The sequence below is a fragment of the Haloferax sp. Atlit-6N genome (genome assembly GCF_003383195.1).
Taxonomy (GTDB): domain Archaea; phylum Halobacteriota; class Halobacteria; order Halobacteriales; family Haloferacaceae; genus Haloferax; species Haloferax gibbonsii.
Genome location: NZ_QEQJ01000001.1, coordinates 832214 through 847346, shown reverse-complemented (window position 1 = coordinate 847346; position 15133 = coordinate 832214). Strand labels below are relative to the sequence as shown.

The following is a 15133-nucleotide window of genomic DNA, read 5'->3' as shown; positions in this document are numbered from 1 at the left end:
ACTGGGAGGCTTTTTAGCCCGCGCCCGCGTTCGTCTTCGACGTGACAACGCTCGTCCTCTGTGTCGACCGGGCGAACGACATCGGCCGCAAGACCGGGCTCTCGACGCCCGTCGTCGGCTGGGAAGCGGTTCGGTCGCTCGTCACCGACGTGGGCCTCGCGGACCCCGAGGATTCGAGCGTCAACTGCCTTCTCGCGGCGCTTCGGACGACGCGCGAACTCAGGGACGAGCGCGAGGACGCCGAAATCGCGGTCATCTCGGGAACGAGCGACAGCCCCGTCGGAGCCGACCGCGCCGTCGCGCGACAGCTCGACGACCTCGCCGAGCGCTACGACGTCGAGTCTGCGGTCGTCGTCATCGACAGCGCGGAGGACGAGCGGCTCGTCCCCGTCGTCGAGAGCCGGTTCCGGGTCGACGCGGTCGACCGCGTGGTGGTCCGACAGGCCCACGACATCGAGTCGACGTACTACCTGCTCAAGCAGTTCCTCGGCGACGAGGAGCTTCGCTCGACGATACTCGTCCCGCTCGGCGTCGGACTGCTTCTCGTCCCGCTGCTTCTCGTCCAGTTCACTCCCGCCGTCGCGATGGCCGGGCTCGCCGCCCTGATGGGCGCGGTGCTCCTCTACAAGGGGCTCGCTATCGACGAGTTCCTCTCGGACGCGCCCGACCAGATTCGCGACGCCCTCTACTCCGGACAGGTGTCGGTCGTCACCTACGCGGTCGCCGCGGGGCTGGCCATCGTCGGGCTGTTCCTCGGCGCGCTGGCCATCCGGACGCCGGGCGTCGGCGGGAGCGAGGAGGTGCTCGTCCCGTCGCTCCTGTTCGTCTACCACAGCGTCCCGTGGCTGGCGCTCGCCGCGCTGACCGCGAGCGCGGGCCGTCTCTTGGACGAGCTCATCGGGAGCGAGCGCGTCTCCACGTCGTACATGAACCTCCCGTTCGGCGTCGTCGCCATCGGGCTGGTCGTCCGCGGGTTCGCCGGTTTCCTCCTCGAACGACAGGGGGAGTTGCCGAACCTCGAACTGCTCGGGCGGCTCGCGCTCACGCCGGTCCAGCGGCTGGCGATGTTCATCGTCGCCGGCATCGTCGTGAGCGTCGTGGGCGTCCGCATCTCGGCGAGCGTCTCGGACGAGACGCTCGAAGACGTGGTCGACACGCCGCGAGAAAACGAGAGCTAAGGGAATTCCGCGCCGCTTTGTCGCTTCGCTCCGCGCCGTTAGTTCGCCGCTCGGTACTCGCCGTGCTTGACGCCGATGGCGAGACAGACAGCCCCGAAGACGAGCATCGCGGGCGTCACCATCATCAGTACGGTACTCGTGGCCATGACGCCCATCCCGACGAGGGCCGCGGTTCCGACGACGACGAGCGCGACGAGCAACGCGACTGTCTTGGGGAGGTCGAATTCCATGCGATTCTGTCGGGACTCGTTCGACAAATCCGTTGCGGCTTCCGACGGCGAATCGAGAGGCGAACCGGAAAAACGCGGGTTCAGTCGCTTACCAGGGCGCGAAGTCGGGGTCGATGCAGCGCTCTTCGGTCTCGATGGCGTCGATGGCGGCCACGTCTTCGTCGTCGAGGTCGAGCGCGAGCGACTCCCAGTTGTCGCGGATGTGGCCCTCGCTCGTCGCCTTCGGAATCGCGGTGACCCCCTTCTCGCGGAGCCACGCCAAGGACACCTGCGCCTCGCTCGCGTCGTGCTTCTCGGCGATGTCGGACAGCACGTCGACGTCGAAGACGTTCCCGCGGGCGAGCGGCGAGTACGCGACGATTTCGATGTCCTCCTCGGCGCAGACCTCGCGGAGCTCTTCCTGCTGGAGGAGCGGGTGCATCTCGATCTGGTTGGCGAAGGCGCCCGACTCGGACAGTTCGACGGCCTCGCGGACCTGCTCGGGCTCGAAGTTGGAGATGCCGACGCGCTTTGTCAGCCCGCGTTCGACGAGTTCGTCGAACGCCGCGAGAGTCTCTTCGGCGTCGTACTCGCGGGACGGCCAGTGGACGTACAGGAGGTCGACGTAGTTCACGCCGAGCTTTTCGAGGCTCTCTTCGGTGCTCTCGATGACGTCGTCGTGGGACAGCTTGTCGGCCCACACCTTCGTCGCGAGGAACACCTCGTCGCGGTCGACGTCGGCGGCGGCGATGCCCTCGCCGACCTCCGCTTCGTTCTCGTACGCTTGGGCGGTGTCGATGTGGCGGTAGCCCATCTCCAGCGCCGTCTGCACCGCGTTGCGACACTCGTCGGCGTTCGTGTTCTGCCACGTCCCGAGCCCGAGCATCGGCATCCCGTTCGCCCGCGGTGCGTCGTCCGCTGAAGCGGCGTTCTCCGTCATGGGCGAACCGTGGGCCGCGAGTTGAAAAGACGTTCCGAAAGGGCGGGCGAATTTCCGGCTTTCACGGCCCGAGAGTGTGTCACACGGCGTCTCACACCCTTCGACGTCCCGCGGCGGATAGTTTATGTGACATGTGGTAGCATATCTGAACGGTGGTCAGGAATGTCGTCCGCATCAGAACCCTTGACAGAAGAGAACACGAACGCGTTCGCACACCGCATCGCGGGTGACTCGCTCGTCTACGAGTGTCCGAACTGCGAGTTCGGCGAGGTGTTGGTGACGGAACTCATCGAATCCGACGACGCCCGGTGTCTCGATTGCGGGACGCGCTACCGACTCCACGTCGAGTCGGTAGAGTAACGAGCGGGTTGGCGGGCGTCCCGGCGACGGTCCCAGTTCGACCCGTTCGCCTCGATTCGCCCGGCCGGTTTTCTCCGCGGCGGCGAGACTGTCATACTCTCAGAGCGCCTCTAGGTGGCATGCCTCAACTACGCACAGCCCTCGCGCTCGCGCTCGTCGTCGCGCTCGCGGGATGCCTCGGTGGACTCGGCGGCTCGACCACGTTCGCGGCCCAGCCCGCGACGATTCCCGCGTCGACCTACGAGGCACACGGTTACGTCCACGGCAACAGCACCGTCGTCCCGCTTTCGTACGACGTCGGCGTCGGTCCCGCCTCCCGCTCCGTCGGCGCGGACGTCTGGGTGTCCGGATACTCGAAGACGACCGACGACGACGATATCACGGCGCTCGTGGTCGTCTCGTCGCCGAACGCCGAGGTCGCCGGCCAGTCGGTCAACCCGCTTTCGAACCTCGGCAACCGCGAGCTCGTCGCGGCCGGTCTCGACTTGCTGGCCGACGCGCAGGCGCTCGGAAACGTCCCCGAGGTCAACGGCGTCCGCGAGGTCGGTGCGCGAAACGTCACGATGCTCGGGTCGGAGACGGAACTCGTCACCTACGCTGGCACGGTCGAAGTCGAAGCCGGTGAGACCGCAGTCGACGGCGAGACGGTCGCCTACGAGGGCGGGACGGCCGAAGTGAAACTCCACCTCGCGACGGTCGAACACGACGGCGACGTGGTGGTCGTCCTCGCGGTCCACGGGGCGGACGTGGACGAGACCGAGGCGGTCGCGGCGCTCGCGGGCGCTGTCGAGCATCCGGGGACGGTCGAAAGAACGGTCGAAGTTCGATGAGCGGGCGGCGCGGCGTCGACCGCGAGTTCGGCGTTAGTAGAACTCGCGGACGAGGTCCATCGCGTCGTCGGGCGCGCCCGACGGGATGTCCGACATGTTCTGGTCGACGCCGAACTTCTCCTCGTAGGAGACGGAGCTTTCGTCCTTGTAGATGACGCCCTCGTACTCCTTCGACGAGTCGAGAATCTTCTCTTTGGCCGCGTCGTAGTCGGTCGGGTCGTGGTCGGTGTCCGCGAGGTCCACGAGGTTGTCGCGGAAGTAGTCGTAGGTGTCCACGTCGTTGAACGTGACACAGGGACTGAACACGTTCACGAAGCCGAAGCCGTCGTGCTCGATGGCCTCCTGGACGATTTCCGCGTGGCGCTTGTGGTCCGTCGCGAACGACTGCGCGATGAACGTGCCGCCGGCCGCGAGCGACAGCGCGAGCGGGTTGACCGGGGGCTGCTTCGGTCCCTCGGGGGTCGTCGAGGTCTCGAAGTCCTCGCGCGAGGTCGGCGAGGCCTGCCCCTTCGTGAGGCCGTAGATGCGGTTGTCCATGACGGTGTAGGCCATGTCCACGTTGCGGCGGACGGCGTGGATGAAGTGACCCGCACCGATGGAGTAGCCGTCACCGTCGCCGCCGGCGGCGACGACGGTCAGGTCGGGGTTCGCCAGCTTGACGCCGGCGGCGACCGGGAGCGAGCGCCCGTGGACGCCGTGGATGGCGTACGAGTGCATGTACGTCCCGATTTTCCCGGAACAGCCGATACCGGCGACCATGAACGTGTTGTCGGGGTCGGTGCCGGAGTTGGCGAGGGCTTTCATGATGCCGTTCATCGTCCCGAAGTCCCCACAGCCGGGACACCAGGTCGGTTGTTTGTCTGACTTGAAGTCGGTGAAGCGGACGTTTGAGCTCATGCTGAGACCTCCTCTGCGTCGAGGGTGGCTTTGATTTCGTCTGCGAGTTCGTCCGCCTTGAAGCGGACGCCGTCGTATTTGTTAATGCGCTTGACACGGGTCAATGTGTCGTGCTCGACGACGTTGGCGAACTGCCCCGTCGCGTTACACTCGACGACGATGACCTCGTCTGCCGCCTCGATTTCCTCGGTGAGGTCCGGCCGCGGGAACATGTACGGGACCGACAGGAAGCGAACGTCGATGCCGTCCTCTTCGAGGAAGTCGAGCGCCTCGACGAGCGCGCCCTCGTTGGAGCCCCACGAGAGGATGAGCGTGTCCGAATCGGCGTCACCGAACTCGCGCGGCGAGAAGTCCTCGGTCTCCTTTGCGGTCTCGACCTTCCGGTCGCGCTTGTCGACCTGCTCGACGCGCATCGACCGGTCTTCGGTCCGCCGACCGAGTTCGTCGTGTTCGAGACCGGTCGACATGTGTGCGCCCTGTTCCGTGCCGGGGAACGCGCGCGGGCTGACGCCGTCGTCAGTGAGCGCGTGCGGCTGGAAGCGACCTTCCTCGTCGAGCCACTCGTCGATGGAGTCGTCGTCGACGACCTTGCCGCGGTCGATTTCGACTTCGTCCATGTCGAACGCCTCGGGAGAGAACGTCTGTTCCGTGACCGCCATCGCGAGGTCGGCCGCGACGTAGACCGGAACCTGGTACTTCTCGGCGAAGTTGAACGCTTCGACGGTCTTCCAGAAGCACTCGTCGATGCTCGTCGGCGCGACGACGAAGCGCGGAATCTCGCCGTGGCCGCCGTAGAGCATCATGTTGAGGTCGCCCTGTTCCTGCTTGGTCGGCATCCCCGTCGAGGGACCGGAGCGCATCACGTCGACGATGACGAGCGGCGTCTCCGAGGTGGCGACGAGACCGAACGTCTCGGTCATCAGGTCGATACCCGGACCGGACGTCGCGGTCATCGACCGCGCGCCGGCGCGTGCCGCACCGAGCGCGAGGTTGATGGCCGCGAGTTCGTCTTCCGCCTGTACGACGTGACCGCCGTAGCGTTCGATGCGGCCGGTGAGATACTCCATCACGTCCGTCGCGGGCGTGATGGGGTAGCCGGCGTAGAAGCGGCAACCGGCGGCGATGGCGCCCATGCCGATGGCCTGGTCGCCGTTGATGAGCACGTAGTCCTCGTCGGTCGTCTCGAGGTCGTAGTCGAACTCGTGGTCGTACTCGTCGTGGACGTATTCGAGGCCCGCGCGAGCCGCCTTCTTGTTGTTCTCGACGATGGCCTCGCCCTTCCCGCCGAAGCGCTTCTGCAGCGCGCTGTCGAGGTTCTCGATGGGGAAGTCTGCGACGGCGCACGCCGCGCCGAGCGCGACGACGTTGCGCATGATAGCGCCGCCCGCCTCCTCGGCGAGCGCCTTGAGGGGGATGTCCAGCCCGACCATTCCCTCGGGGATTTCGACGTCCGCCATCGTCGAGCGGTCGCCGTCGTAGATGATGACGGAGCCCTCGTGCAGTTCGTCGAGGTTCTCGTCGATTGTTCGTTGTGTGAGTGCGATGAGCACGTCGAGTCGGTCGACGACGCTCTGTACGGGGTCGATGGCAGTCCGAACCTTGTACGCGGTGTATCCGCCCCGGATTCGCGAAGCGAAGTCCTTAGAGGTGAACACGTGGCGTCCAGCCCGGGATAGCGCCTGAGCGAAAATCTTCCCCGTGGAGTCGATGCCATCGCCAGCCTCGCCGCCGATGGCCCAGTTGAAGTCCGCAGGCATGCTGAGTGAAATCTACCCATAGCCGGGTCAAAAGCCTTCTGAAAATTGGTGTTAAACGACGGTACCGGTAACATATAGAAATTTAACGAACAAGTTTTAGAGGCGCTAATTGAGATGGTTGTGTGAAATAAGGGCCCGCCTATGTGGGAAATAACTGGACGAACATCCAATCAAGGTGTGTTTTGCCCTCTCGTGGCAATTCTTTCCGGTTCACACTATGTGCACGGCCGGGACGGTTTGTCCTGCTCTCCGGCGCACGCGTCCGGGAAGGCAAGGCCCTTGTGAGCCTGCGACCAAGCCGCTCGCATGGACGCAATCGTCACCGTCGCCGCGGTCCGCGACGTCGGCCCCGGAACGGTCGCCATCGAGTTCGAGACGCCCGACGGCTTCGAGGCCGAACCGGGCCAGTTCGTCAAACTCTCCGCCGAGGTCGACGGCGAGTCGTACGCGCGGTTCTACACGCTCTCGTCGCCCGGCGTCGGCGACACGTTCGAGGTGACCATCGGCATCGACCCCGAGGAGGCCGGGCCGTTCAGCCAGCACCTCGACTCGCTCGCCGCCGGCGACGACATCGAGATTTCCGGGCCGTTCGGTCAGAGCTACTACGACGGCGAGTCGCGCGTGGTCGTCCTCGCGGGCGGCCCCGGCGTCGGCCCCGCGGTCGGCATCGCCGAGGCCGCGGTCGCCGACGGCAACGAGGCCGCCGTGGTCTACCTCGACGACGCGCCCGCGCACGAAGACCGGCTCTCCGCGCTCCGGGACGACGGCGCGAGCGTCGTCGTCACCGGCGACGAGTCCGCCCTCGCCGACGCCGTCTCCGACGCGCTCACCGGCGACGAGGGCGAGCAGGTGTTCGTCTACGGCTTCGCCGACTTCGTCGAGCGCGCGACCGACGCGGTCGAAGCGGCCGGCGGCGACGCCGACGCGGCGAAAGTCGAGAACTTCGGGTAGGCGCTTCGACCGCCTGCCCGCACGCCCAGCGCTGTCCAGCACTGCCCAGCACTATTCTACCGGTCGCCACGCCGTCAGCACCGCGACCGCGAGCGCGACGGCGACCCACCCGACGAGCCCCGCGAGCGCCGCGCCCGGCGAGGTCGAACCGCCGGTCTCGACGGCGACGCCGAGGACGAGCGACCGAAACGCGCCGTTCGGGCTCGCCGCGAGGACGAGCGGGACCGCGTCGATGCCGAGACTCCCCGAGGCCAGTCCGGCGACGGCGGCGGCGTCGACGCCGACGACGAAGGCGACGAGCAGGCCGACGGCGAGCGCGATTGCCTGCCGGGCGGTCCGCGCGGCGGCCGAGACGGCGAGCGCGACGGCCGCGACCGCGAGGGCGAACAGGACGGCGAGGACCGAAAACCGGAGGAACGCGACCGGCGAGTCGGCGGCCTCGTTCAGCGCGAGGAACGTCGGGTCCGGCGGCGAGAGGACGGGGACGGTCGCGCCCGCGGCGAGCAGCGACCCGAAGACGACGAACACGAGCGCGAGCCCGCGACCGAGGTAGACGCCGCCGACGTAGGCCGGACGAGACACGTCGAACGTCCTGAGCACGTCGAGTTCGCCCGACTCGCGGTCCGAGAGCACCGCCCGGTAGCAGAGCGCGACGGCGAGAAGCGGGACGAGCGCCTCCACGAACGGGACCAAATCCAGCACCAGCGGGACGTACCCGCCGCGCGCGCCGGAGCCCGCGGCCGCGACCGCGACGACGGTCAGCGCGAAGACGACCGAGAGCGCGACGACGGCCGGGGTTCTGACGACTGTCCGAAGCTCGCGCGCCGCGATGGCGAACAGGTCGCCGAGGCCGTCGCGGCCGCCGGCGCTCATCTCCCCGTCACCTCCTCGGTCGCCACGAGGTCGCCGAAGGCGGTCTGGAGGTCGGCCGCGCCGACCGATTCGACCACCGCTCGCGGGTCGCCGTCGGCGACGAATCGCCCGCCGTCGAGGACGACCACGCGGTCGGCGGTCCGCTCGACGGGGCCGAGGTTGTGCGACGAGAGGACGACCGCGACGCCCGCGTCGGCGAGGTCGGAGACGATGTCGAACAGCCGTTCGACCATGCCGGGGTCGAGGCCGCTGGCCGGTTCGTCGAGGACGACCACGGCCGGGTCGCCGACGAGCGCCCGCCCGAGGCCGAGCAGGCGCGTCATCCCGCCGGAGAGCGCGTCGACCCGGCGGTCGGCGGCGTCCGCGAGGCCGACTCGCTCCAACACGTCGGCCACGTCCACGGGGTCGTCCACGAACTGCGCGTAGAATTCGAGCGTGTCGGTCGCGGAGAAGCCGGCGCGGAAGCCGGGCTGTTGCGGGAGGTAGCCCACGCGGGCGCGCCCGTCACTGGCTCCGATGGTGACCGTTCCCTCGTCGGGCGCGCGGACCCGCGCGAGAAACCGCAGGAGCGTGGACTTCCCCGAGCCGTTGGGGCCGACGAGCGCGACGATTTCGCCGGGGGCGACCGACAGCGAGACGCCGTCGAGGACGCGCACGTCGCCGAAGGCGTGGCTGAGGTCGGTCGCGGCGATAGCCGGTCGGTCGGCGGCCGCGGCGGCGGCGCTCTCGCCCGTCGATTCGTCGGAATCCGTCTCGGCCGTCGTCGTGGATTCGGGGTTCGACATCGTGGTGGGTTCGTCAGTCGCTGGCTCCGCCGATTCGCGGTCAGCCATCGGTCTCCTCCGTCGCGTTCAGGGCGGCGAGCGTCTCGGGGCGGACCGGTTCGGCCCGCGGCGCGGCGTCGACGACGCCGGACCCGCGGAGGCCGGACACTGCGTCGCGGGCGCGGCGGAGCGCGCGCACCGCGGGCGACTCCGAGAGCGCGAGCGCGCCGGGTTCCCGGCCGAGTTCGGCGTCGACCGCCCCGGAGGGTTGGTACGCTCGGTCGTAGACCCCGTCGCCGTCGGCGTCTTCGAGCGGGAGGTCGCCCCAGTAGTTGCCCTCGCCGCCGGCGGTCCACGTCCGCATCGGGCCGAGCGACGACTCGACGCGCACGTCGTTGTCCACGATGTCGTTTCGAACGACGACGTTCGTCGGGAACGTCGAACTCCCGCGGATACCGACCCCGTTTCCGGCGACGACGTTTCCGACGTACACCTGCCGGTCGCCGCTCACGTCCATGCCGTAGTCGTTGCCGGCGAAGACGTTGTCAGCGACGTAGGTGTCGCTCCCGGCGGGCATGAACCCGAAGTCCGACTCGCGCACGTCGTTTCCGACGACGAGGTTGCCGACGGGCCGGGTCATGAGGACGACGCCGATGCGGTCCCCGCGGACGACGTTGTCGGCGACGAGCGCGTCTGAGGTGTACATCTGGTGGACGCCGTAGCGACCGTCCTCCATGCGGTTGTCGCGGACGACGCTCCCGTCGGCGCGGTGGGTGTAGACGCCGTCGCGGCCGTCGAGGAACGTCGAGTCCTGCACGACCGACCGCTCGCCGATGAGGACGACGCCCATGAAGCCCTCGGAGGGCTCGTCGGCCCCGCGGACGGTCACGCCGTCGACGACGCTGTCGGCGCTCTCGCGGGCGATGATGCCGCTCGCGGGCGTGTCGATTTCGACCCCGCGGACGGCCGACTGGTTCGCGCCGTCGAGGACGACACCGGCGTCGCCGCGGCCGTAGGCGAGTTCGACGCGGGTGTCCCAGTCGACGGACTCGTTGCTGGCGCGGACCCGGCGGGTCCCGGTCTCGCCGACCCCGGCGATAGAGAGGTTCCCGACCGCGCTCCGGTCGGCGCGGAGGTGGACGACGCTGCCGTTTCCGTCGCCGACGAGCCGCGTTTCGGGTCCGGCTCCGAGGAGCGTAATCGAGCTGTTCAGTCCGACCGCGTCGACCGAGTAGGTGCCCGCGGGGACGTAGACGGTCGTGTTCGCGGGGGCCGACGCGACGGCGGCTTCGACGGTCGGCGCGTCCTCGCCGACGACGGTCGAGACGGGCCTGTCGAACAGCGCATCACTCGCAGCGGTGGTCTGGTTCGCCCACTCGTGGTGGGCGGCGACCGACGACTCGAAGGCGTCGAGCCGTGACGAAAGCGGGTCGCCGGCGCGGTCGCGGAGCGTCGCCCAATCGACGACCGTGCCGCCGTGGGCGTCCGCGAACGAGCGCGCCGCGTCGGCGTCGGAAAACGGGACGGCAATCGGCCCGGAGGGGACTCGCGCGCCGGCGTCCACGACGAACGACGCCCCGGACGCCTTCGTCCAGCCGGGGTTGCGGTTGTGTTCGGTTCGGAGGTAGCCGTCGTCGTCGAGCGCGGGCGAGACCGTCGCGTAGTCGGTGACGAACACCGCGAGCGGGTCGCCGAACTGGCGGGCGCTCTCGGCCGTGGACACGTCCGCGGCGGCCGTGGTCACGTCGTAGTAGCCGATGATGAAGCGGTACCGCGAGAAGTGGACCTGCGCGAGCGGGACTTCGAAGCCCTCGACTTCGGCCGTGCGAACGTCGACCGACGTGCCGCCGGTCTTGACGGTGTCGTCGAAGGGGACCGGCGCGACGGAGCCCGAGGCGGGGACGACGAAGGAGACGCTCGCGAGGACGAAGACGAGCGCCGTCGCGGCGGCGACCCAGCGGGTCGTCTCGGGCGTGACGAGCGCCATCGGTCAGCGCCCGACCCCGTCGGATGCGGGGACCCCGGCGGGGTGAGCCGCCGCGTCGAGGTGCCCCCTGCCTGTCGCGCGGTCGTACATGCCGGTGGCTAGGTCTTCGGGGGGTGATATGCGCGATGGTCTGTCCGTCGAAGCCCCGGGGGCGGACCCGTGCCGTCCGGCGGGTCGACTTCGACCCGAATCCTTAATCATCGTCCATACGGATTCACGAGCATGTACGACGAGGAAGATTTGGCGTCCATCCGCGAGGCGCGCGACGAGTGGGAATCGGAGACCCGCGACCCCTTCGTGGAGAAGGGCGGCGAGCGCAAAGACCGGTTCGCCACCGTCTCGAACCACGAGGTCGAGGACCTCTACACCCCCGACGACGTGGCCGACCTCGACTACGAATCGGACCTCGGCTTCCCCGGAGAGTCCCCGTACACGCGCGGGGTGTACCCGACGATGTTCCGCGGGCGGACGTGGACCATGCGCCAGTTCGCCGGCTTCGGCACGGCGAAAGAGACCAACGAGCGCTTCCACTACCTCATCGAGAACGGTCAGACCGGGCTCTCGACGGCGTTCGACATGCCCTCGCTCATGGGCAAGGACTCCGACGACCCGCTTTCCGACGGCGAGGTCGGAAAGGAGGGCGTCGCCGTCGACACCCTCCGCGACATGGAGGTGCTGTTCGACGGCATCGACATCGGCGAGGTGACGACCTCCTTTACCATCAACCCCTCCGCGCCGGTCGTCTTCGCCATGTACGTCGCGCTCGCGGACAACCGCGGCGTCCCCCGCGAGCAGATAGGCGGCACCTTCCAGAACGACATGCTCAAGGAGTTCATCGCGCAGAAGGAGTGGGTCATCCCGCCGGAACCGTCGCTCAAACTCGTCACCGACACCGTCGAGTTCGCCGCCGAGGAGACCCCGCGCATCCGACCCATCTCGGTGTCGGGCTACCACATCCGCGAGGCCGGGTCGACGGCGATTCAGGAACTCGCGTTCACGCTCGCCGACGGCTTCGCCTACGTCGAAGACGCGGTGGACCGCGGCCTCGACGTGGACGAGTTCGCCCCCCAGCTGTCGTTTTTCTTCAACTCCCACAACTCCATCTTCGAGGAGGTGGCGAAGTTCCGCGCCGCCCGCCGCATCTACCACGACGTGATGTCGGAGTGGTACGACGCCGGAGACGAGCGCTCGAAGCAGTTGAAGTTCCACACCCAGACGGCGGGGCAGTCGCTGACGGCCCAACAGCCGCTCAACAACATCGTCCGCGTCACGATTCAGGCGCTCGCGGGCGTCCTCGGCGGCACGCAGTCGCTCCACACGAACAGCTTCGACGAGGCGTTGGCGCTCCCCTCGGAGGAGGCCGTCACCGTTGCCCTGCGGACCCAGCAGATAATCGCCGAGGAGTCGGGCGCGGCCGACGTCATCGACCCCCTCGGCGGGAGCTTCTTCGTGGAGACGCTGACCGACGAAATCGAGGCCGAGGCGATGGCCTACATCGAGGAGATTCGGGAGATGGGCGAGGGCTCGGTCCGCGACGGCGTCCTCGCCGGTATCGACGAGGGCTACTACCACCGCGAGATAAGCGAGGCGTCCTACGAGTACCAGTCGCGGGTCGAAGACGGCGAGGAGGTCGTCGTCGGCGTCAACAAGTACGCCTCCGACGACGACAGCCGTCCCGACCTGCTGCACGTCGAAGACGAGGTGCAGGACCGACAGCTCTCGCGCCTCGAATCCGTCAAGGAAGACCGCGACGACGAGGCGGTCGAAGCCGCCCTCGACGAACTCCGCGAGACGGTCCGAAACGGCGGGAACGTCATGCCGGTGCTCGTCGACGCCGCCAAGGAGTACGTCACGATGGGCGAAATCATGGACGTGTTCGCCGAGGAGTACGGCACCTACCGCGAGACCATCGGCGTGATGTGAGAGTCGCCGGCGCGGCGAACCCGCCCGAAACGTTGGGGATGACATGAACGTTCGCTGACTGGAACGCGCGCCGCCGGCTCGCGTAACCGACCGACGGACCGGTGACCGCCCGCGGCGAGAGTCCCCGCTCGGACTGCTGGACTACATAGATTTATCATGGAGGATTGGTGTAGTTAGCACGTACTATGGCAGACGGTGACACCGAACTGGAGGCACGGCTGGTCGAGCAAGAGGAGTTCGAACCCTCCGAGGAGTTCGTCGCGCAAGCGAACGTCTCCGACCCGGCCGTCTACGACGAGTTCGAGGAGAACTGGCCCGAGTGTTGGGAGGGGGCCGCCGAGATGCTCGACTGGGACGAAGAGTACGACGAGGTGCTGGACGACTCGAACCCGCCGTTCTACAAGTGGTTCACGGGCGGCAAGCTCAACGTCTCGTACAACTGCGTCGACCGGCACGTCGAGAACGGGGACAAGAACCGCGTCGCCATCAAGTGGGAGGGTGAACACGGCGAGACGCGGACGTACACCTATCAGGACCTCTATCGCGAGGTGAACGAGTTCGCGGCGGCGCTGCGCGACCTCGGCGTCGAGGAGGACGACGTGGTCACGCTCTACATGCCGATGATTCCCGAACTGCCCATCGCCATGCTCGCGTGCGCCCGCATCGGCGCGCCGCACTCGGTCGTCTTCGGCGGCTTCTCCGCCGACGCGCTGGCGACGCGGATGAACTCCGCGGACTCCCGGTTCCTCGTCACCTGCGACGGCTACTACCGCCGCGGCGACCCGCTCGACCACCTCGACAAGGCCAACGAGGGCCTCGACGGCGTCGACCACGGTGTCGACGCGACGGTCGTCGTCGACCGCCTCGGCGACGACGGCTTCGGCCACGACCTGAAGGGCAATCAGCACGACTGGGACGACCTCCTCGACGAGCACGCCGGCGAGCGAATCGACCCCGTCGAGCGCGACGCCGAAGACATGCTGTTCCTGATGTACACCTCGGGCACGACGGGACAGCCGAAGGGCGTCAAGCACACCACCGGCGGCTACCTCGCGTACGCCGCGTGGACCTCTCACGCGGTCCTCGACATCGAGAAGGAAGACACGTACTGGTGTTCGGCCGACATCGGCTGGATTACGGGCCACTCCTACATCGTCTACGGCCCGCTGGCGCTCGGGACGACGACGGTCATGTACGAGGGGACGCCCGACTTCCCCGACCGCGACCGCCTGTGGGACATCATCGAGAAGTACGCCGTCGACATCTTCTACACCGCGCCGACGGCGATTCGCGCGTTCATGAAGTGGGGCAGCAGGTTCCCCGAACAGCACGACCTGTCGAGTCTGCGCCTGCTCGGCACCGTGGGTGAGCCCATCAATCCGCGGGCGTGGAAGTGGTACTACAAGCACATCGGCAACGAGGACTGCCCGGTGGTAGACACGTGGTGGCAGACCGAGACCGGCGGCATGATGATAACGACCCTCCCGGGAATCAAGAAGATGAAACCCGGGTCGGCCGGCCCGCCGCTGCCGGGCATCGACGCCCGAATCGTCGACACGAAAGGAAAGCGGGTCGACGCCGGTCGGGCTGGCTATCTCACGGTGAACAAGCCGTGGCCGGGGATGCTCCGGACGCTCTACAAGAACGACGAGCGCTTCATCCAGGAGTACTGGCAGGAGTACTCCGACACCGACAGCGACGACCCCGACGACTGGGTCTACTTCCCCGAGGACGGCGCGAAAATCGACGGCGACGACTACATCACCATCCTCGGGCGCGTGGACGACGTCATCAACGTCTCGGGCCACCGCCTCGGGACGATGGAAATCGAGTCGGCTATCGTCGGCGTCGAGGGCGTCGCCGAGGCCGCCGTCGTCGGCGGCAATCACGAGGTGAAAGGCGAGGCGGTCTACGCCTACGTCATCACCGAGGAGGGACAGGACGAAGACGACGAGATGCGAAAGCGCATCATCGAGGGCGTCGAGGACGCCATCGGTCCCATCGCCCGCCCCGAGATGGTCGTGTTCACGCCGGAACTGCCGAAGACGCGGTCCGGGAAGATTATGCGCCGTCTCCTCGAGGAAATCGCGAACGGCGAGGAACTCGGCGACACGACGACGCTCCGGAACCCCGAAATCGTCGAGTCGATTCAGCGGCAGGTCGAAAGCGAGTAACCACCGTCTCCACCACCGTCGGCCCCGTCCTATCGCGGCTTTTCTTCGACCCACGCCGACAGCGACGGCTCGTCGCGGAAGTACAGTCGTTCCCGGACGCCGTCTCGTTCGACCACGGCGAGGAGGTGTTTCTCGGAGAGCCGAATCTCCTCGCCGCTGTAGGTGCAGGGTTCGATTCGCTCGTCGCCCGGCCGCCACAGCCGATGGGGGACGACGCGAACGATGGTCTCGTCCCGGCCCGTCGGCGAGCGCCCGGTGTAGTCTGAAAGCGCCATACGCGCACTACGGAC

General features: G+C 67.8%; 14 protein-coding genes. 6 read left to right on the top strand and 8 right to left on the bottom strand.

Features of this window, described 5'->3' with window-relative positions; translation table 11 throughout:
- The first annotated feature begins 41 nt into the window (after nucleotides 1-41).
- Nucleotides 42-1178: a DUF373 family protein gene (locus DEQ92_RS04360; protein ID WP_004972544.1), complete on the top strand. Its 1137-nt coding sequence runs from the start codon at nucleotides 42-44 to the stop codon at nucleotides 1176-1178.
- Between the two features lie 38 nt (nucleotides 1179-1216).
- Here the strand turns inward: DEQ92_RS04360 and DEQ92_RS04355 are convergent, their stop codons facing one another.
- Nucleotides 1217-1408: a hypothetical protein gene (locus DEQ92_RS04355; protein WP_004972543.1), complete on the bottom strand. Its 192-nt coding sequence runs from the start codon at nucleotides 1406-1408 to the stop codon at nucleotides 1217-1219.
- 88 nt (nucleotides 1409-1496) lie between these two features.
- Nucleotides 1497-2279 carry an aldo/keto reductase gene (locus DEQ92_RS04350; protein WP_115820674.1) on the bottom strand — a complete coding sequence of 261 codons (783 nt, stop codon included), beginning with the start codon at nucleotides 2277-2279 and terminating at the stop codon, nucleotides 1497-1499.
- A 210-nt stretch (nucleotides 2280-2489) separates the two neighbouring features.
- Between DEQ92_RS04350 and DEQ92_RS04345 the strand changes: the two genes are divergently transcribed.
- Together DEQ92_RS04345 and DEQ92_RS04340 are read left to right on the top strand one after the other, a co-directional pair.
- A complete protein-coding gene (locus tag DEQ92_RS04345; protein ID WP_049904942.1) occupies nucleotides 2490-2687 on the top strand; it encodes a hypothetical protein in 198 nt (65 codons plus the stop codon).
- Between the two features lie 119 nt (nucleotides 2688-2806).
- A complete protein-coding gene (locus DEQ92_RS04340; RefSeq protein WP_004972540.1) occupies nucleotides 2807-3517 on the top strand; it encodes a DUF6517 family protein in 711 nt (236 codons plus the stop codon).
- Between the two features lie 33 nt (nucleotides 3518-3550).
- Here DEQ92_RS04340 and DEQ92_RS04335 read toward each other — a convergent pair whose 3' ends face one another.
- A complete protein-coding gene (locus DEQ92_RS04335) occupies nucleotides 3551-4414 on the bottom strand; it encodes a 2-oxoacid:ferredoxin oxidoreductase subunit beta (RefSeq protein WP_004972539.1) in 864 nt (287 codons plus the stop codon).
- Nucleotides 4411-6171 (bottom strand): 2-oxoacid:acceptor oxidoreductase subunit alpha, encoded by a 1761-nt coding sequence (locus DEQ92_RS04330; RefSeq protein WP_004972538.1) that lies wholly within the window; start codon nucleotides 6169-6171, stop codon nucleotides 4411-4413. Before DEQ92_RS04330 ends, DEQ92_RS04335 begins: the two co-directional genes overlap by 4 nt.
- A 306-nt stretch (nucleotides 6172-6477) precedes the next feature.
- Here DEQ92_RS04330 and DEQ92_RS04325 point away from each other — a divergent pair, with 306 nt between their 5' ends.
- On the top strand, nucleotides 6478-7122 hold the full coding sequence (locus DEQ92_RS04325) for an FAD-dependent oxidoreductase (RefSeq protein WP_115804658.1): 645 nt from the start codon (nucleotides 6478-6480) through the stop codon (nucleotides 7120-7122).
- A 51-nt stretch (nucleotides 7123-7173) separates the two neighbouring features.
- On the opposite strand, the gene DEQ92_RS04320 is transcribed toward DEQ92_RS04325, so the two are convergent.
- The 3 genes from DEQ92_RS04320 to DEQ92_RS04310 are packed head-to-tail and all read right to left on the bottom strand — an operon-like array spanning nucleotide 7174 to nucleotide 10746.
- Nucleotides 7174-7995, bottom strand: a complete 822-nt coding sequence (locus DEQ92_RS04320) for an ABC transporter permease subunit (RefSeq protein WP_004972536.1) — start codon at nucleotides 7993-7995, stop codon at nucleotides 7174-7176.
- Complete coding sequence (locus tag DEQ92_RS04315) at nucleotides 7992-8828, bottom strand: ABC transporter ATP-binding protein (RefSeq protein WP_115820462.1); 837 nt, start codon at nucleotides 8826-8828, stop codon at nucleotides 7992-7994. Before DEQ92_RS04315 ends, DEQ92_RS04320 begins: the two co-directional genes overlap by 4 nt.
- Entirely contained in the window at nucleotides 8821-10746 is a 1926-nt protein-coding gene (locus DEQ92_RS04310) for a NosD domain-containing protein (RefSeq protein ID WP_115820461.1), read from the bottom strand. The genes DEQ92_RS04315 and DEQ92_RS04310 overlap by 8 nt, the downstream gene beginning before the upstream one ends.
- 222 nt (nucleotides 10747-10968) lie before the next feature.
- On the opposite strand from DEQ92_RS04310, the gene DEQ92_RS04305 reads away from it, so the two are divergent.
- Both DEQ92_RS04305 and acs read left to right on the top strand, forming a co-directional pair.
- On the top strand, nucleotides 10969-12669 hold the full coding sequence (locus tag DEQ92_RS04305; protein ID WP_115820460.1) for a methylmalonyl-CoA mutase: 1701 nt from the start codon (nucleotides 10969-10971) through the stop codon (nucleotides 12667-12669).
- A 185-nt stretch (nucleotides 12670-12854) separates the two neighbouring features.
- A complete protein-coding gene (gene acs / locus DEQ92_RS04300) occupies nucleotides 12855-14843 on the top strand; it encodes an acetate--CoA ligase (RefSeq protein WP_004972532.1) in 1989 nt (662 codons plus the stop codon).
- Nucleotides 14844-14872: 29 nt separating this feature from the next.
- On the opposite strand, the gene DEQ92_RS04295 is transcribed toward acs, so the two are convergent.
- On the bottom strand, nucleotides 14873-15118 hold the full coding sequence (locus DEQ92_RS04295; protein ID WP_004972531.1) for a hypothetical protein: 246 nt from the start codon (nucleotides 15116-15118) through the stop codon (nucleotides 14873-14875).
- Nucleotides 15119-15133 lie beyond the last annotated feature (15 nt).